The sequence below is a fragment of the Anaerotruncus sp. DFI.9.16 genome, assembly GCF_024461615.1.
Classification (GTDB): domain Bacteria; phylum Bacillota; class Clostridia; order Oscillospirales; family Ruminococcaceae; genus Anaerotruncus; species Anaerotruncus massiliensis.
Genome location: NZ_JANFZX010000038.1, coordinates 1 through 15,660, shown reverse-complemented (window position 1 = coordinate 15,660; position 15,660 = coordinate 1). Strand labels below are relative to the sequence as shown.

Annotated in this window: 19 protein-coding genes and 1 other annotated feature; of the genes, 10 read left to right on the top strand and 9 right to left on the bottom strand. The window is 62.7% G+C overall.

The genetic code is table 11. The annotated features are described in order from the left end of the window. The first annotated feature begins 4 nt into the window (after positions 1–4). The 4 genes from NE609_RS12540 (at position 5) to NE609_RS12525 (ending at position 3,706) form a co-directional block, all read left to right on the top strand. Complete coding sequence (locus tag NE609_RS12540; RefSeq protein WP_256152691.1) at positions 5–1,555, top strand: D-alanyl-D-alanine carboxypeptidase family protein; 1,551 nt, start codon at positions 5–7, stop codon at positions 1,553–1,555. A 149-nt stretch (positions 1,556–1,704) separates the two neighbouring features. Continuing rightward, positions 1,705–2,748, top strand: coding sequence for a DUF4349 domain-containing protein (locus NE609_RS12535; RefSeq protein WP_172439137.1), 1,044 nt, complete (start codon positions 1,705–1,707; stop codon positions 2,746–2,748). A 108-nt stretch (positions 2,749–2,856) separates the two neighbouring features. Continuing rightward, a complete protein-coding gene (locus NE609_RS12530; protein WP_101548832.1) occupies positions 2,857–3,087 on the top strand; it encodes an AbrB/MazE/SpoVT family DNA-binding domain-containing protein in 231 nt (76 codons plus the stop codon). Next, positions 3,077–3,706 carry an L-2-amino-thiazoline-4-carboxylic acid hydrolase gene (locus NE609_RS12525; RefSeq protein ID WP_121587385.1) on the top strand — a complete coding sequence of 210 codons (630 nt, stop codon included), beginning with the start codon at positions 3,077–3,079 and terminating at the stop codon, positions 3,704–3,706. Before NE609_RS12530 ends, NE609_RS12525 begins: the two co-directional genes overlap by 11 nt. A gap of 49 nt (positions 3,707–3,755) precedes the next feature. Here the strand turns inward: NE609_RS12525 and rplL are convergent, their stop codons facing one another. After that, positions 3,756–4,133: a 50S ribosomal protein L7/L12 gene (gene rplL, locus NE609_RS12520; protein WP_101548828.1), complete on the bottom strand. Its 378-nt coding sequence runs from the start codon at positions 4,131–4,133 to the stop codon at positions 3,756–3,758. 48 nt (positions 4,134–4,181) lie between these two features. Next, positions 4,182–4,796 carry a 50S ribosomal protein L10 gene (gene rplJ, locus NE609_RS12515; protein ID WP_370867167.1) on the bottom strand — a complete coding sequence of 205 codons (615 nt, stop codon included), beginning with the start codon at positions 4,794–4,796 and terminating at the stop codon, positions 4,182–4,184. Between the two features lie 18 nt (positions 4,797–4,814). Beyond that, positions 4,815–4,969: a sequence feature (ribosomal protein L10 leader region), on the bottom strand. Positions 4,970–5,080: 111 nt separating this feature from the next. On the opposite strand from rplJ, the gene NE609_RS12510 reads away from it, so the two are divergent. Beyond that, positions 5,081–5,578: a hypothetical protein gene (locus NE609_RS12510; protein WP_256152690.1), complete on the top strand. Its 498-nt coding sequence runs from the start codon at positions 5,081–5,083 to the stop codon at positions 5,576–5,578. Positions 5,579–5,633: 55 nt separating this feature from the next. Here the strand turns inward: NE609_RS12510 and rplA are convergent, their stop codons facing one another. From rplA to NE609_RS12475, 7 genes are all read right to left on the bottom strand, one after another. After that, positions 5,634–6,326 carry a 50S ribosomal protein L1 gene (rplA, locus tag NE609_RS12505; RefSeq protein ID WP_101548822.1) on the bottom strand — a complete coding sequence of 231 codons (693 nt, stop codon included), beginning with the start codon at positions 6,324–6,326 and terminating at the stop codon, positions 5,634–5,636. Positions 6,327–6,382: 56 nt separating this feature from the next. Next, positions 6,383–6,808 (bottom strand): 50S ribosomal protein L11, encoded by a 426-nt coding sequence (gene rplK, locus NE609_RS12500; RefSeq protein WP_101548820.1) that lies wholly within the window; start codon positions 6,806–6,808, stop codon positions 6,383–6,385. A 115-nt stretch (positions 6,809–6,923) separates the two neighbouring features. Continuing rightward, positions 6,924–7,448, bottom strand: coding sequence for a transcription termination/antitermination protein NusG (nusG, locus tag NE609_RS12495; RefSeq protein ID WP_101548818.1), 525 nt, complete (start codon positions 7,446–7,448; stop codon positions 6,924–6,926). 44 nt (positions 7,449–7,492) lie between these two features. Further along, the gene (secE, locus tag NE609_RS12490; protein WP_101548816.1) at positions 7,493–7,720 is read right to left on the bottom strand and encodes a preprotein translocase subunit SecE; all 228 of its coding nucleotides are present in this window, start codon (positions 7,718–7,720) and stop codon (positions 7,493–7,495) included. A 21-nt stretch (positions 7,721–7,741) separates the two neighbouring features. After that, positions 7,742–7,891, bottom strand: a complete 150-nt coding sequence (rpmG, locus tag NE609_RS12485; protein ID WP_006876590.1) for a 50S ribosomal protein L33 — start codon at positions 7,889–7,891, stop codon at positions 7,742–7,744. 154 nt (positions 7,892–8,045) lie between these two features. After that, positions 8,046–8,309, bottom strand: coding sequence for a DUF6809 family protein (locus NE609_RS12480; protein ID WP_370867168.1), 264 nt, complete (start codon positions 8,307–8,309; stop codon positions 8,046–8,048). A 618-nt stretch (positions 8,310–8,927) separates the two neighbouring features. Next, on the bottom strand, positions 8,928–9,866 hold the full coding sequence (locus NE609_RS12475; RefSeq protein WP_256152688.1) for an AEC family transporter: 939 nt from the start codon (positions 9,864–9,866) through the stop codon (positions 8,928–8,930). A 213-nt stretch (positions 9,867–10,079) separates the two neighbouring features. Between NE609_RS12475 and NE609_RS12470 the strand changes: the two genes are divergently transcribed. From NE609_RS12470 to NE609_RS12450, 5 genes are all read left to right on the top strand, one after another. Further along, entirely contained in the window at positions 10,080–11,141 is a 1,062-nt protein-coding gene (locus tag NE609_RS12470) for a D-alanine--D-alanine ligase family protein (RefSeq protein WP_256152687.1), read from the top strand. A 36-nt stretch (positions 11,142–11,177) separates the two neighbouring features. Beyond that, the gene (gene murI / locus NE609_RS12465; protein WP_101548803.1) at positions 11,178–11,990 is read left to right on the top strand and encodes a glutamate racemase; all 813 of its coding nucleotides are present in this window, start codon (positions 11,178–11,180) and stop codon (positions 11,988–11,990) included. A gap of 21 nt (positions 11,991–12,011) precedes the next feature. After that, on the top strand, positions 12,012–12,437 hold the full coding sequence (locus NE609_RS12460; RefSeq protein WP_242970803.1) for a DUF1934 domain-containing protein: 426 nt from the start codon (positions 12,012–12,014) through the stop codon (positions 12,435–12,437). 116 nt (positions 12,438–12,553) lie between these two features. Continuing rightward, positions 12,554–14,248 carry an arginine--tRNA ligase gene (gene argS / locus NE609_RS12455; protein ID WP_121587378.1) on the top strand — a complete coding sequence of 565 codons (1,695 nt, stop codon included), beginning with the start codon at positions 12,554–12,556 and terminating at the stop codon, positions 14,246–14,248. Between the two features lie 13 nt (positions 14,249–14,261). Next, a complete protein-coding gene (locus NE609_RS12450; protein WP_256152686.1) occupies positions 14,262–15,482 on the top strand; it encodes a homocysteine S-methyltransferase family protein in 1,221 nt (406 codons plus the stop codon). The last annotated feature ends 178 nt before the right edge of the window (positions 15,483–15,660 follow it).

Sequence of the window (15,660 nt, the reverse complement as noted above, 5' to 3'; positions counted from 1 at the left end):
TGAAATGAAAAGATGGTGCGCATTCCTCCTGGCGATGACGATCGCCTGTACCATGCTGGCCACGCCGCTTTTGGCGGCTCCGAAGGACGACGGCGCCTCCGCCGGCTCGTCGGAAGCCTCATCGGGGAATCCCTCGTCGGAGCCGGACTCCTCCGGCTCTCCGGACGGCGCGTCCGGCGGCGCCGGGAGCGCCTCACCGGATGCCTCCCTCTCCCCCTACGTGCCCCCCGACGAGGAGCTCTACCAGTCGCAGGGCATCTACCTGCTCAACGTCGACTCGGGCGAGCCGGTCTACAACCGCAACGAGATGGAGCGCATCCAGCCCGCCTCGCTGACCAAGATCATGACCGCGCTCGTCGTGCTCGAGAGCGACCACGACCTCGACAACGAGACCACCGAGCTCAAGACCTATATCCAGAACTATCTCTATAATCTTCAGGCGGGCGACGGCGGCATCTACCAGGGGGTGCAGTTCACGCTGCGCGACCTGCTCTACGGCTCCCTCACCCAGTCGGTCAACGCCGCCGCGATGATGCTGGCCGACTATGTCGGCAACGGCAGCATCGAGGACTTCTGCGTGATGATGAACCAGAAGGCCAAGGAGATCGGCGCGAAAAACACCCACTTCTCCAACCCCACCGGCCTCTACATCGAGGGGGAGGAGAACTACACCACCGCCTATGACATGGCCCTCATCGCCCAGTACGCGATGCAGAACGAGGACTACATGGAGATCGCCAACACCCGGGTCTACACCGCCTACCCGACCGGCGGCCCCGAGAGCGGCATCACCTGGATCTCCACCAATAAAATGATCAACGCCGCCGACACCGACGGCTACTACTACGAGGGCCTGCGCGGCATCAAGACGGGCACTCTGCCCGAGCCGGGGCAGGGGGTCGTCAACTTCGTCTCCACGGCGACGCGGGACGGCTACACCTACCTCGCTGTCTGTCTGGGCGCGCCCTATCGCAGCCCCGACGGCGAAATCTACGCCAACAACCTCGCCTTCCGCGACACCGCGCGCCTCTACGACTGGGCGTTCGACAGCTTCCGCGTCAAGACGCTCATGAGCGTGGGCGAGGAGGTCGCGGGGGTCAACGTGCGGCTCTCGTGGGACACCGACTATATCAAGCTCTTCGCGGCGGACAAGTTCGCCACCCTCGTGCCCAAGGACGTGACCGGCAGCGACATCGAGCCGCAGGTCGAGATCTACAAGGCGATCGAGCGCCCGGTGAAGGGCCAGAAGGGCAAGACCGAGCTCTTCATCGACGCGCCCGTCGAAAAGGGGCAGGAGGTCGGCCGCGTCAAGCTGATGCTCATGGGCGAGGAGGTCGGCAGCGTGCCGCTTGTCGCGGGCGAAACGGTCGAGGCGAGCGTCGCGCTCGTCTACCTGGAAAAGGTGAAGGCCTTCTTCGGCAACTTCATCTTCAAGTTCATCCTCATCTTCGTCATCATCGTGATCGTCCTCTATATCGCCCTGATGATCGTGCGCAACCACAACAAGCGCCGCTACCAGGCCAAGCGCCGCCGCCCGCCCCAGCAGAAGCGGTAAATCGGATTTGAAACGGGATGCCTCGCGGCATCCCGTTTTTCATGCAGTAAAACGGGATTTCCGCCGCACCTTTTGATTGAAACGGCCGTGCACAAGCCGCCCGCCGGGGCGTGGAATATCCCGACATGATGAATTGGGAGGTCAAAAAAATGAAACGAAGTCATTGGGTCCCGCTTTTTGCCGTCCTCGCCGCCCTCTCCCTCCTGCTGAGCGCCTGCGGCGCGTCGTCGTACCCCAAAACCGCCGCCGCGACTCCGTCCCCCGCCATGGCGGACTCCGCCGCATACGGCGGATACGCGGAGGACGCGGCCGCCGATATGGGCGGCTTCCAGATGCAGTCGCTCGCGGCGGAGGCCCCGGCCGAAGCGCCCGAACCGAGCGCGCAGGTATCCGACGAGGCGCTCGCCGGCCGCAAGATCGTCAAGCACAGCTACCTCTCCCTCGAAACGATGGAGTTCGAGCGGGCGCTCGCGCAGATTTCGGAGCTTGTCAGCGGGGCCGGCGGCTATGTGGAGAGCCAGAGCGTCGACGGCCGGAGCCTCAGCTACCGCGGCAGCTACTACGAGCGCAGCGCGTCGGTCACCGCGCGGGTGCCCGCCGAAAAGCTCGACGAGGTGGTCGCCGGCGTCGGGGGGCTTTGCAACATCGTCTCCCGCAGCGAGAATATGGACGACATCACCGACAGCTACTTCGACGCGCAGGCGCGCCTCGATTCCCTGCGGCAGCAGGAGGCGTCGCTGCTCGAGATCCTCTCCAAGGCGGAGAAGCTCGAAGACGTCGTCCAGCTCCAGACCGCGCTTTCCGACGTGCGCTACCAGATCGAATCCCTCACCGCCCAGCTCAAGCGGATGGATTCGCAGGTGACCTACTCCTACCTCAACATGGACCTGCGCGAGGTCGTCGAGTACCAGGAGACGGCCGCCAAGCCCAAGACCTTCGGTGAAAAGCTCTCCGCCGCCGCGACGCGCGCCGGCAACCACCTTGTCGCGTCGGTGCAGGGGCTCCTGCTCTTCGTCGTCGAGGTCGGTCCCCTGCTGATCCTCTGGGCTGTGATCATCCTCGCGATCCTGCTGGCCGTCCGCGCCATTTTGCGCGCCGCCAAAAAGCGCCGCGGAAAAAGGGCTCCCAAGCAGCCCGCGGCCCCTGCGGCGCAGGGTTCCCCCGCGCCGGAGAATGAGAAACCGCAGGAATGACCCGTTTGAAAAATTTATGGAAACAGCGGCCCCGCTTGACTTTTATCGGGAACGCGCTATAATTCATATTAGTATGAATTCCATATTTATATGATTACGGAGGCGCTTATGGAAATTCCGAAGGGACATCACATTTTCGGAACGGTCAAGGTGGGCGAACGGGGCCAGATCATCATCCCGAAGGAGGCGCGAGAGCTCTTCGGCATCAAAGCCGGGGACATCCTGCTCGTCCTCGGGGACGAAAAATGGGGGATCGCCGTCACGAAGGCGGACGTCCTGCAGGCCCACGCGCAGGAGGTCTTCCAGATGATCGAGGAGGCCGGGAAGCATGAGGATTGAAGATACCACCCTCCCCTTCCTGGAGGAGGACTGCCTCCAAAGGTTCGGGAGGGCGGAGGGCGCGGCGGTATTCAGCCGGACGCAGGAGCGGTACCGGGACCTTCTGGAGGGCGCCGACGACCGCGGGAGCCCCGCCATCCGGGAACATCTCCAGAAAAAGCTCTTCCCGCCCATGGCCTACTACCTGACGCTGCTCGAGCGGGGGATCCCGCGGGAGAAGGCGCTGGACCTGACCGGGGAGGAGACGCGCCGGGCGGCGGGCGTCAAGCGGGAGCAGATGCGGCGCCTCGCCGGGCTCCCCTTCGCCTACACCCTCTACCGCTTCGCCTGCAAATCGTTCATGAGGAAGAACTTCCCCGAGGAGGGCTGGGAAACCGAGTGGGTCCGCTGCGACGGGGAGGAGCTCCACTTCAACCTCGGCAGGTGCATCTACTGGGACCTCACGCGGCTGCACGGCTGCCCGGAGCTGTGCCGGCTCTACTGCGAAAACGACCTCGTCTCCTTTTCGGGGCTGCTCCCGAAAATCCGTTTTGAGCGCGGCGGCACGCTGGGGACCGGCGCCCCCCGCTGCGATTTCCACTTTCTGAAGGGCGCGTCCCGCCCGGCTCCCCCCAAATGAAAAGAGGCCGTCCTTCCGGACGGCCTCTTCTTTGCGGTTTTGCAGAAACTTACTTGAGCTCGACGGTCGCGCCGGCATCCTCGAGTTTCTTCTTGATGTCCTCGGCGTCGGCCTTGGAAGCGCCTTCCTTGACCGGCTTGGGAGCCTCGTCGACCAGGGCCTTCGCCTCTTTGAGGCCCAGGCCGGTGATCTCCTTGACCAGCTTGATGACGCCCATCTTGGAAGCGCCGGCGTTGGTCAGGATGACGTCGAACTCGCTCTTCTCCTCAGCGGCGGGAGCAGCGGCGGCGGCGCCGCCGGCGACCATCACCGGAGCGGCGGCGGAAACGCCGAACTCTTCCTCGATCGCCTTGACCAGCTCGTTGAGCTCAAGGACGGTGAGGCCTTTGACATCTTCTACAAACTTCAGAATTTTCTCAGAAGCCATAATAAATACCTCCTATAAGTTTCATTTCAGTGGAACGTCGTAAACCGCTCATTCGGCGGCGGGAGCGGCCTCCTCGGCCGCGGGGGCGGGTTCCTCGGCCGCGGGGGCGGCCGAGGCGGGGGCGGCCGCCTCTTCGGCAGGGGCGGCTTCCTCGGCGGGAGCGGCCTCGCCGCTCTTCTCGGCGATCGCGTTGAGCGCGACGGCCAGACCGCGCAGGTTGCCCTGCAGCGCGCTGCACAGCATCGAAAGCAGCGCTTCCCTGTTCGGGAGCTTGCCGAGTTCCGCGACCTTCGCGGCGTCGATCACGCCGCCGTCAACAAAGCCGGCCTTGACAACAAACTTTCCCTTGCTGTCCTCCGCATACTTGGTCAGGATCTTGGCCGCGACGACCTGATCGCCGTCGCTCAGGGCCAGGGCGGTGGTTCCTTCAAGCACCGAATCCAGTGCGTCGTAACCGACCTCCTTTGCCGCGAAGCGGAGCAGCGTGTTCTTGACGACCGCGTACTCGACGCCGGCTTCCCTCAGTTCCTTACGGAGCTTGGTATCGTCGGCGACATTGATCCCCTTGTAGTCGACCAGCACGCCCGCGGCAGCATTTTTCAGCTTTTCCGTCAGCGCGGCGACCGCCTCTTGTTTCTGCTGGAGAATTTTCTCGCTTGGCAAATTCATTCACCTCCAACTGATTCATCAAAAAAAGCCCTTTTCGCCATACCGCGAAAAGAGCATTCAAACCCGCGCGTCACCGCGAGGGGATTACGCCTTTCCTCGGCAGGCAAGGCCGGAGCCTTTTATGTCGTAATGACACCTGCTGTCTTCGGACAGCTTTGTAAGTCTATCATATTTTTGCCAGCCTGTCAAGCCCTGATGCGCCCTTTGCCCGTTGCGGGCGGGAAATTTTTCTGGTATGATGGATGGGATGAAAAACGCACCGGACGGAGGAGATTTCCATGGATCTGCGGGAACAGCAGCGGCGAGCCTTTGAGGAAAACCCCGGGCTGGAGGCCTTCCAAAAGCGCAAAAGGGCGCTTTTGTGGGGGATGTTCTTCCTGATGATACTCCTCAAGGCCTTCAACCTCTTCGCCGTCTCGGGGACCGCGCTGCCGCCGCTGGTCGTTGGGCTCGCGCTGGGCGCGCTGGTGCCCGGCATCGTCGCCCTGGCCCTCTACCGCGGCCCGTGGAAGCTCGCCTTCCTGCTCTACGCGCTCGCCGCCGTCTCCCTGGCGGACATCCTGAAGAACGCCCTGCCCGTGCTTTCGCTCGGCGTTCCGCTGGCGCCGCTCTTCTACGTGGTGCTGGCGATTGAGAGCGTCAGCTGCGCCTACACGCTCCTGCTCGCGGTCTACCTGACCGTCCCGGCCAAAAGCCGCGAATACGCGCGGCTGACCTGCGGGCTTTACGACGCGTGGCGCGACGAGACGCGCCGCCAGAGCGGCCGCAGGCCGTGACGGAATCCCGCAAAAAAGCTCCCCGCGAAAGCGGGGAGCTTTTTATTTTCAGCAATCAGACAAAGCGGCCGGGGTTGATCTTGATGCCGGGGCCCATCGTGGAAGCGACCACGCAGGACTTGACATACTGGCCCTTGGCCGCGGCGGGCTTCGCTTTCACGATCGCGCCGAGCAGGGTGTCGAAGTTCTCCTGCAGCTTCTCCACGCCGAAGGAGACCTTGCCGATCGGGCAGTGGATGATGTTGGTCTTGTCGAGACGGTACTCGATCTTACCGGCCTTGGCCTCCTGGACGGCCTTGCCGACGTCGGGGGTGACGGTGCCGGCCTTCGGGTTCGGCATGAGGCCGCGGGGGCCGAGGATCTTACCGAGGCGGCCGACGATGCCCATCATGTCGGGCGAGGCGATCACGACGTCGAACTCCATGAAGCCTTCCTTCTGGATGCGCTCCATCAGGTCCTCCGCGCCGACGATATCGGCGCCCGCGTCGAGCGCGGCCTGGGCCTTGTCGGCCTTGCAGAAGACGGCCACGCGGACCTTTTTGCCGGTGCCGTTGGGGAGCACGACCGCGCCGCGGACCTGCTGGTCGGCATGGCGGCTGTCGACGCCCAGACGGACATGGACCTCGACGGTCTCGTCGAATTTCGCTTTGCCGGTTTTCGTGCAGAGATCAAGCGCCTCGGCCGTGTCGTACAGCTTCTGGCTGTCGACCAGCTTTGCGCTGTCTGTATATTTCTTACCGTGTTTCATCTGAACATTTCCTCCTTAGAGTGGTCATTAACGGATTTTTCCTCCCACCCGGGAGCTTAGTCTGCGACTTCGACGCCCATGCTGCGGCAGGTGCCCGCGATCATGCTGATCGCCGTTTCGACATTCGCAGCGTTGAGGTCGGGCATTTTCAGCTCCGCGATCTTCCTGAGCTGTTCCTTGGTGATCGTGCCGACCTTGGTCTTGTTGGGCACGCCGGAACCGCTCTGCAGGTTGATCGCCTTTTTGATCAAAACGGCCGCAGGCGGCGTTTTGGTGATAAAGCTAAAGGAACGGTCGGCATACACAGTGATGACGACCGGGATAATCATACCCGCTTCATTCTTGGTACGCTCGTTGAAATCCTTGGTGAAGGCCATGATGTTGACGCCGTGCTGGCCGAGCGCCGGGCCGACCGGCGGAGCGGGCGTTGCCTTGCCTGCCGGGATCTGCAGCTTGATATAGCCGACTATCTTCTGAGCCATTTAAAAAGCACCTCCAAAATTAGTGGTTCATTTCGGGACGCAGGAACGTCCCTCCCACAAGCCGGCTCACGCCGGCTCATATCGCCGGAATCGCACCGGCACCTCTCAAAAAAGATTAATTCAAGGGTTCGATCTGGTCGATTTCGAGTTCGACGGGCACGTCCTTGCCCATCATCGAAACGGTGACGCGCACAAGGGCGTTCTGCAGGTCGATCTCGTCGACCGTGCCGATGAAGCCCTCGAGATAACCGTCGCTCACCCGGACCGAATCGCCCACCGCAAAATTGACCTCGATGTTGCGCTGCTCGACGCCCAGCCGCTGCACCTCTTCCTCCGTCAGGGGGACGGGCTTGCTGCCCGGCCCGACGAACCCGGTGACGCCGCGGATATTGCGCACGACATACCAGCTGTCGTCGGTCATGATCATTTTCACGAGCACGTAACCCGGAAAAATTTTGCGTTCGACTTCGCGTTTTTTGTTGTCCTTGATCTCCGTGACCATTTCGGTGGGAACCTTCACCTCGCCGATCAGGTCCTGGAGCTTCCTGTTTTCCACCGCTTTTTCAATGTTCGTGGCAACCTTGTTCTCATAACCGGAATAGGTGTGCACCACATACCATCTCATATCAGAGTCCGCCATGCATCCACCTCCCGATCATTTTAACACCAGCATCCTTACCGCCGTCATCCGAGCAGGCTGGTAAAGAGATGGATCAGCAGGGTTGCGACGGTGTCGAAGCAGGCGACGACGATCGCGGAGATCACGACCATGATAACGACGATCACCGTATTGTTGATGACCTGTTTCTTGCTGGGCCAGACGATCTTTTTGACCTCGCCTTTGATATCCCTGAAAAAGCGTTTCACCCTGTCGATGAAGCCGGGTTTTTTCTGCGCTGCGCTATCTGCCATCGTTAGACCCGCCTTTCATCCTCACTTCGTTTCCCTGTGCAGGGTGTGCTTCCGGCAGAACTTGCAGTACTTGTTCATCTCAAGTCTGTCGGGATCGTTCTTCTTGTTTTTCATCTTGTTGTAGTTGCGCTGTTTGCACTCCGTGCAGGCCAGAGTAATTTTCACTCTCATTTCGGCACCTCCTGATAATACCGGATTTTTTTGCCTCCCTCGAAAAGGAAACAGGTTGTTTTTGGACAAAAAAAATAACCCTTTTAGAGGTGTACTCATCATACCACAACGGGCCTGTCCAGTCAAGCCCCGAATTCCGTTTTTTTACATGATTTCAGCCCTTTTCGGCGCGGATCTCAAGCATCAGCCGCGCCCCGAGGCAGAACCCCTCCCGGAACGCGTCCTGCTGCTCGATCGCGAAGATGTCCGCCTTCGCGGCCATCAGCGCGTCCAGCCGCTCCTTCTGCCCCGCGTCCAGCATGGCGTGAAGCGCGTCGTAACGCGCGCAGAGGCTGCTCGCCGCCTCCTGCCACCCAGGTACCTCGCGCATGTCCCGGCTCTCCAAATGAAACGCTCCTGTGTACAACGCAGTGATCATTGACATTGAAATTCCCCCTTTGGGGATATTATAACGCGGTCTTTCCAAAAACGGTTCCCATACCCCAATTTTGGGGTGCGGCCTTGACTTTTCCCACTTTTCGCATATAATAAAAGTAGACAGGAGGCGTAACCGTTAAACGGTTATTCCGCCGGTTTCTAGTTACAGAAAAGTAACCGTCAACTTTTGGAAGGGTGGACGGTTACTTTTTTATTGCCACGATGATGAACAGCATAAGCATCGCAAAGATGATTATGTACTCCATCCGCGCACCACCTCCTCCCTGCCGGGCTGCCCGGCAGCGGAAGGCGGAAGAACCGTCCGACGAAACGCGCTCCTGTCTGTTTTTAATATTAATGGGCTATCTTTCCTTTGTCAACATATATGTGCAGGCGCCCGCGAAACGGGCGCCTCTTTTGTTCCTTTTTTTCTTGAAAAAAGGAACCGAAAAAATCGCCTGAAGCAGGGCCTGCGGGCCCGGGCTCAGGGCTCCGCCCTCGAAACGGCCCCGCGTTCCTTCCGGAACGCGGGGCCTTTTCTCACCCGCCGCCTTTTGAAAAAGGCGGGCGAAAACTTTGTTTCGCGGGCCGCGTCCCATCTGAGCCGACGGTTCCCGTCTTAGATAAAGCCCAGATAACCCAGGCCGAAGACCCAGAAGAAGATCGTCACGACCGAGAACATCGTGCCGAACACCACGAGGTGCCCCGCGAGGTCGTAGTCCGCGTCCATCGCGTGGGCCATGTTGAAGGAGGCCACCGCCGTCGGCGCGACAAACATGCCCATCAGCCCCACCAGCTCGACGCCGCGGAAGCCCATCCAGATCGTGATCGGCAGCATGATCGCGGGCACGATCACCAGCCGGCCCGCCACGCCCACGATGATGTTGCGCAGGTTGCCGCGCACCGCGCCGAAGTTGAAGAGCCCGCCCAGCACCATGAGCGCCACCGGCGTGGAGCACCGGGTGATGTCCCGCAGGGAGGTCACCACCGGGACGGGGAGCTGGATGCGCAGCGCGACCGTCAGGTAGCCGAGGATCGCTGCGACGATATAGGGGTTTTTGAGCACGCCGAGCGCGATTTTGCCCGGCTTGATCTTTCCGCCGCGGAAGATCTCCAGCTCAATGACCGTCAGCACGTTGTAGAGCGGCACCACCACCGACACGAGCAGCGAGATCGGGCCGATGTTGCCCTCCCCGAGGATCGAGGTGCCGATCGCCGTGCAGAAGAGCACCGCGTTGGTGCGGAAAAGCCCCTGAAGCAGCGCGGCGCGGCGGGGGTTTTCCTTCTCGATCACCACCGTGATGATCCACAGCCCGGTGAACAGGAGCAGCTCGCTCACCACGGCGAAAAGCAGCATCCGCCCGCTTTCGCCGATGGGGGTGCGCGCCGTGTAGATGTTATAGTAGAGAAGCGGCGCCATGAATACTTTAAAACAGACGTCGTTCATCTTGTCGAGCGTGTGCTGGTCGAACATGCCGATCCTGCGCAGCAGGCAGCCCAGCGCGAGCATCAGGAACATCGGCACGACGACGTTCAGGGCCATTTGCAGGCTTTCCACACAATCCCTCCTCAATTCTGTCAATAGTACAATCTTAGTCGTGTGCGGGCGGAAAGTCAAGAAATCCCGTGCGCCTTGTGATTTTGGATAAGCGCGCCCCCGCTTCCCGCCAAAATACCGACAGGTTACCTCATTGCGTACTATCGGCGTTTGTGCTAGAATATAGATTGAATTATTATGAATATTTCTATATCTGGATGTGAGGGGTTTTCTTTGGGCAAAAAAACAGTGGCCGTGGTTTTCGGCTCGGTCTCCAGCGAATACGAAGTCTCCCTGCGCTCGGCGGCGTCGGTGCTGCGCAACATTCCGCGCGACCGCTACGACGTGGTCATGGTCGGCATCACCAAGGACGGGCGCTGGTATGAATACGGCGGGTCGGTCGACGACCTCGAGGCGGACCGGTGGCTCGAAAACGGCCCCGTCACCCCGGCGGTCATCTCCCCCGACCGCTCCTGCGGCGGCCTGTTGCGCCAGGCCCCCGGCGGGCCGGAAAACGTCCCCGTCGACGTGATCTTCCCCGTCATGCACGGCGAGCACGCCGAGGACGGCACCATCCAGGGGCTTTTCGAGATGGCGGGCATCCCCTATGTGGGCTGCGGGGTGCTGGCCTCCTCCACCTGCATGGACAAGGACGTCACCCACATCCTGCTCGAGGCCACGGGCATCCGCACCGCGCCCTACGCGGCGCTCGTGCGTCCTCAGCTCGCCCGCTTCGATTCCCTCGAGCCCTCCCTGCGGGAGAAGCTCGGCTACCCGATGTTCGTCAAGCCCGCCAACACCGGCTCGTCGGTCGGCGTCGGCAAGGCGAAGGACCGGGCGGAGCTGCTCGCCGCCCTGAAGGAGGCGTTCCGCTACGACCGCAAGGTGGTGGTGGAAAAGGCGATCGTGGGCGCGGAGGTCGAATGCGCCGTGCTCGGCAACTACACCGACGCGGACGCGGCGGTCGTCGGGGAGATCGTCCCCCACCACGAATTTTACGACTACGAGGGCAAATACCTCGACGATTCCACCGACCTTTTCATCCCCGCGCGCATCCCGAAGGAGACGAGCGAGGCGATCCGCACGGCCGCCGTGCGGGCGTTCGCCGCGATGGGCTGCACCGGGCTGGCGCGCGTCGATTTCTTCGCGGAGCGGGACGGCGGGATCATCCTCAACGAGATCAACACGCTGCCCGGCTTCACCTCGATCTCCATGTACCCCAAGCTCTTCGAGGCGGCGGGCGTCCCCTATCCCGAGCTGATCGACCGGCTCATCCGGCTCGCGCTGGAAAAATAATCGAACGCACCATTCAGCAAGAAAGAGGTGAGCGGTATGGACAACCGTGCGATCGGCGTCTTTGATTCGGGGCTGGGCGGCCTCACGACCGTCCGGGAGCTGCGCAAGCTGCTGCCGGACGAACGGATCGTCTATTTCGGCGACACCGGGCGGGTCCCCTACGGGAACCGCAGCCGTGAGACGATCCGGAAATATGCGATGCAGGACATCCGCTTCCTCAAACGGCACGAGGTCAAGCTGGTCATCGCGGCCTGCGGCACCGTCAGCTCGGCCCTCACGCCCGAGCTTTCCGCCGAGGCGGGCGTGCCCTTCTCGGGGGTCGTCGTCCCCGCCGCGCAGGCGGCCTGCGCCGCCACCGTCAACGGCCGCATCGGCGTGATCGGCACCACCGCGACGGTGCGTTCGGGCGCCTATGGGCGCGCCATCCGCACGATCAACCCCGACGCGCGCACCTTCGGCAACGCCTGCCCCCTCTTCGTGCCGCTGGTGGAAAACGGCTTTATCCAGCCGGACAACGAGATCACCGCGAAGGTCGCGGAAATCTACCTCAAGCCCATGATTGACGAGCGGGTCGACACCCTCATCCTCGGCTGCACCCACTACCCGCTCATCTACGATATCATCGACCGGGCGCTCGGCTCCCGCGTCACCCTCATCGACGCCGGCAAGCAGGTCGCGCGCTGGGCGCAGGGCTATCTCGCCCGGGAGGACCTGCTCGCCGGGCCGGGAGGCGGCGGCACCGAATTTTATGTGAGCGACTCCCCCGATGGGTTCTCCGAAATCGCCGGCCTGTTTTTGGGCGGCGACGTCAAGGGGGACGTCACGCAGATTGATCTGGATACGCTTTAGCGTACACAAAGGATGTTACGGATGAAAAAGGATGTTCTAATCGAAATCAAAGGCGTTTATAAGCAGGAGGGCGACGAGGACGAGATCGAGCTCTTTACGACCGGCTCCTATTATAAGCGCAACGGCAACTACTATATCGCCTACGACGAATCGGAGGCCACCGGCTTCGACGGCACCCACACGGTGCTCAAGGTCGAGCAGAGCGACAAGGTCACCCTGCTGCGCACCGGCACCGCCAAAAGCCAGCTCATCGTCGAGCGGGGCGTGCGCCACCAGTGCCACTACGACACCGGCTACGGCCCCATGATGATCGGCGTTTCGGGCGACCGCGTCGTCTCCGAGCTCGGCGACCACGGCGGCAGGCTCGAATTCGCCTACTCGCTCGACGTCAACACCCTGCTCGCCAGCGAAAACGCCGTCTATATCAACGTGCGCGAACAGGCGTAGCAAAGGGACCTTTCAGACCTTGAGGGCCGGCCGCCGGCCGCATGGGAGCGTTCCGAACAGGGCTCCCCCGGGCGGCGGGCCGGCAAAAAATATGAATGTACAGGATGTGTGACAGCATGACCAACCCGATCGCCGAAACCAAACAGTCGGTCGCGCAACTGCTCGACGCCGCGCTCGAAAGGGCCGTCGAGGCGGGGGCGCTGCCCGCCTCGAACGAGCTGCCCGACTTCGTCGTCGAGATCCCCGCGGACACCTCCCACGGCGACTTCGCCTCCAACATCGCGATGGCCTGCGCGCGCCCCTTCAAAAGCGCGCCCCGCAAGATCGCCGAGGCGATCTGCCAGCACCTCGACCTCTCGGGCAGCCCCTTTGACCGGACGGAGATCGCCGGCCCGGGCTTCATCAACTTCTTCCTCAAGGACGCGTGGTTCGCGGACGTGGTCGCGGCGGTGCTGCGCGAGGGGGATTCCTTCGGCCGCACCGGCTTCGGGCGCGGGGAAAAGGTCCAGGTCGAGTTCGTCTCCGCCAACCCCACCGGGCCCATGCACATGGGCAACGCGCGCGGCGGCGCGCTGGGCGACTGCCTCGCGGCCGCGCTTGACTGGGCGGGCTACGACGTGACCCGCGAGTTCTACGTCAACGACGCCGGCAACCAGATCGAAAAATTCGGGCTCTCCCTCGAGGCCCGCTACCTCCAGCTTTATCGGGGCGAGGAGGCGGTCCCCTTCCCCGAGGACGGCTACCACGGGGACGACATCCGCGAGCGCGCGAAGGAATTCGCGGACCAAAACGGGGACAAGTACCTCGACGCGCCGGCGGAGGAGCGCCGCCGGGCGCTCGTCGACTACGCGCTGCCCAAAAACATCGAAAAGCTGAAGGCAGACCTCGAACGGTACCGCATCGTCTACGACGTGTGGTTCCACGAGAGCGAGCTGCACCACGGCGCGATCGACGAGGCGATACAAAAGCTCACCGAACGCGGCATGACCTACGAGAAGGAGGGCGCGCTCTGGTACCGCGCCACCGAAAACGGCGGCGAGAAGGACGAGGTGCTCGTGCGCGCCAACGGCTTCCCCACCTACTTCGCGGCGGACATCGCCTACCACTACAACAAGTTCGCGGTGCGCGGCTTCCAGCGTGTCATCAACGTGTGGGGCGCCGACCACCACGGCCATGTGGCCCGCCTCAAGGGCGCGATGGACGCCATCGGGCTCGACGGCTCCAAACTGGACATCGTGCTCATGCAGTTCGTGCGGCTCATGCAGGACGGCCAGCCGGTCAAAATGTCCAAGCGCACCGGCAAGGCGATCTCGCTGACCGACCTCATCGACGAGGTGCCGGTCGACGCGGCGCGCTTCCTCTTCAACCTGCGCGAGCCCAACTCGATGGTCGATTTCGACCTCGGGCTGGCGGTCGAGCAGTCGATGCAGAACCCTGTCTACTATGTGCAGTACGCGCATGCGCGCATCTGCTCGCTGCTCAAAAAGCTCGCCGAGGAGGGCGTTTCCCCGCGCGCCTGTTCCCAGAAGGAGCTCTCCGCGCTGAACACCTCCGAGGAGGCCGAGCTCATCCGCGCGCTCGCGCGCTTTCCGCAGGAGATCGTCGACGCGGCCAGGAGCTACGATCCCGCGCGCCTCACCAAATACGCGGTCGACGTCGCGACGCTCTTCCACAAGTACTATACCGTCTGCCGCGTCAAGGGGGAGGCCGAGCCGCTCATGCAGGCGCGCCTCAACCTCTGCCTCGCGGCGCGGACGGTTATACGAAATGTATTAAATCTGTTAAAAATTACCTTCCCCGAAAGCATGTAGGAGGAACCGAAAGATGGAAGACAACGGCCGAAGTCGATTACGTCTGCCGCTGCTGCTCGACGGCGCGACGGGCACCGAGTTCATGAAGGCGGGGATGCCCGCCGGCGTCTGCGTCGAGCAGTGGGCGCTGGAACACCCGGAGACGGTCGCCTCCGTCGCGCGCGGCTATGCCGACGCGGGCAGCGACGTGGTCTACGCCCCCACCTTCCTGGCGAACGCGGGCAACCTGCGGATGTACGGACTGAGCGAGCAGGTGGCGGAGCTGAACGCCGCCCTCGTTCGCACCGTCCGTGAGGCGCTCGCCGGCCGCGGGACGCTCGTCGCGGGGGATATGTCCACCACCGGGCTGATGTGCGAGCCGTTCGGCGAGACGGAATTCGTCCACCTGATCGGCATCTACGCCGAACAGGCCCAGGCGCTCGCGGACGCGGGCGCCGACCTGCTGGCCATCGAGACGATGAGCTCCCTCTCCGAATGCCGCGCGGCCGTGCTTGCCGCACGGCAGACGGGTCTTCCGCTCTTTTTGACGATGACGGTCGACGCCGAGGGGCGAACGATGTGGGGGGACGACGTGCTCGCCGCGCTGGTCGTGCTTCAGGATTTGGGGCTGTCGGCCTTCGGGCTCAACTGCTCGGAGGGGCCTGACGACATGGTGCCCCTCTTTGAACGGATCGCGCCCTATGCGAAAATCCCCCTCATCGCCAAGCCCAACGCGGGCAATCCCCCGCTTTCTCCCGTGCAGTTCGCCGACAAGTGCGCCCGCCTCATGCGGCGGGGCGTTTCGATCATCGGCGGCTGCTGCGGCACCGACCCGGAATACGTCGCCGCGCTCCGCCACATGGTGGACGCCTTCGACGTCGACCGCGTGAAGGTCGCGCCCGCCGACTACGACATCCTCGCCGCCGGCCGGGAGGTCTACTACCTCGACGACGACCTCGAATACTCCGAGCCGCTCACCTGCGAGGTGGATATGGCGGATACGCTTCTGGAGGTTTCACACGACAGCTGCGACGCGGTGCTCATCCATCTCGATACCCCCGACGACGGCTACCGTTTTTCCCTCAACGCGCACATGGTCGACATGCCCGTCGCCTTTGAGTCGGAGTCGCTCGAGGCGCTCGACAGCGCCCTGCTCCACTACAACGGCAAGGCCATCGTCGTCTCCACCTCCTGCGAGATCGAAAAGGAGGAGCTCGAGGCGCTCGCCGCGCGCTATGGGGCGATTGTAATGTAGGGGTGCCGGGGTTCGCCCCGGCGGCGCTTCTCTGATTTACCGCTCATCGAGCGGCGCAGTTGCCGGGTCCCGCCCCGGCAGGCGGCCCCCTTTCTTGTGCGGACAAGAAAAGGGGGAAAGAAGCCGCAAGGGGCTTGGGCGGCCTGCCCGGGCTGCGCCCGGAGCGCGCTACGCGCGA

Excerpts from the sequence above, each read along its gene's own strand:
- NE609_RS12450 (WP_256152686.1), top strand. The coding sequence starts at position 14,262 with ATGGAAGACAACGGCCGAAGTCGATTACGTCTGCCGCTGCTGCTCGAC.
- NE609_RS12510 (WP_256152690.1), top strand. The coding sequence starts at position 5,081 with ATGGATCTGCGGGAACAGCAGCGGCGAGCCTTTGAGGAAAACCCCGGG.
- NE609_RS12460 (WP_242970803.1), top strand. The coding sequence starts at position 12,012 with ATGAAAAAGGATGTTCTAATCGAAATCAAAGGCGTTTATAAGCAGGAG.
- rplA (WP_101548822.1), bottom strand. The coding sequence starts at position 6,326 with ATGAAACACGGTAAGAAATATACAGACAGCGCAAAGCTGGTCGACAGC.
- NE609_RS12535 (WP_172439137.1), top strand. The coding sequence starts at position 1,705 with ATGAAACGAAGTCATTGGGTCCCGCTTTTTGCCGTCCTCGCCGCCCTC.
- rplK (WP_101548820.1), bottom strand. The coding sequence starts at position 6,808 with ATGGCTCAGAAGATAGTCGGCTATATCAAGCTGCAGATCCCGGCAGGC.
- rplL (WP_101548828.1), bottom strand. The coding sequence starts at position 4,133 with ATGGCTTCTGAGAAAATTCTGAAGTTTGTAGAAGATGTCAAAGGCCTC.
- nusG (WP_101548818.1), bottom strand. The coding sequence starts at position 7,448 with ATGGCGGACTCTGATATGAGATGGTATGTGGTGCACACCTATTCCGGT.
- NE609_RS12530 (WP_101548832.1), top strand. The coding sequence starts at position 2,857 with ATGGAAATTCCGAAGGGACATCACATTTTCGGAACGGTCAAGGTGGGC.
- argS (WP_121587378.1), top strand. The coding sequence starts at position 12,554 with ATGACCAACCCGATCGCCGAAACCAAACAGTCGGTCGCGCAACTGCTC.
- secE (WP_101548816.1), bottom strand. The coding sequence starts at position 7,720 with ATGGCAGATAGCGCAGCGCAGAAAAAACCCGGCTTCATCGACAGGGTG.
- NE609_RS12525 (WP_121587385.1), top strand. The coding sequence starts at position 3,077 with ATGAGGATTGAAGATACCACCCTCCCCTTCCTGGAGGAGGACTGCCTC.
- NE609_RS12540 (WP_256152691.1), top strand. The coding sequence starts at position 5 with ATGAAAAGATGGTGCGCATTCCTCCTGGCGATGACGATCGCCTGTACC.
- NE609_RS12480 (WP_370867168.1), bottom strand. The coding sequence starts at position 8,309 with ATGATCACTGCGTTGTACACAGGAGCGTTTCATTTGGAGAGCCGGGAC.
- murI (WP_101548803.1), top strand. The coding sequence starts at position 11,178 with ATGGACAACCGTGCGATCGGCGTCTTTGATTCGGGGCTGGGCGGCCTC.
- rpmG (WP_006876590.1), bottom strand. The coding sequence starts at position 7,891 with ATGAGAGTGAAAATTACTCTGGCCTGCACGGAGTGCAAACAGCGCAAC.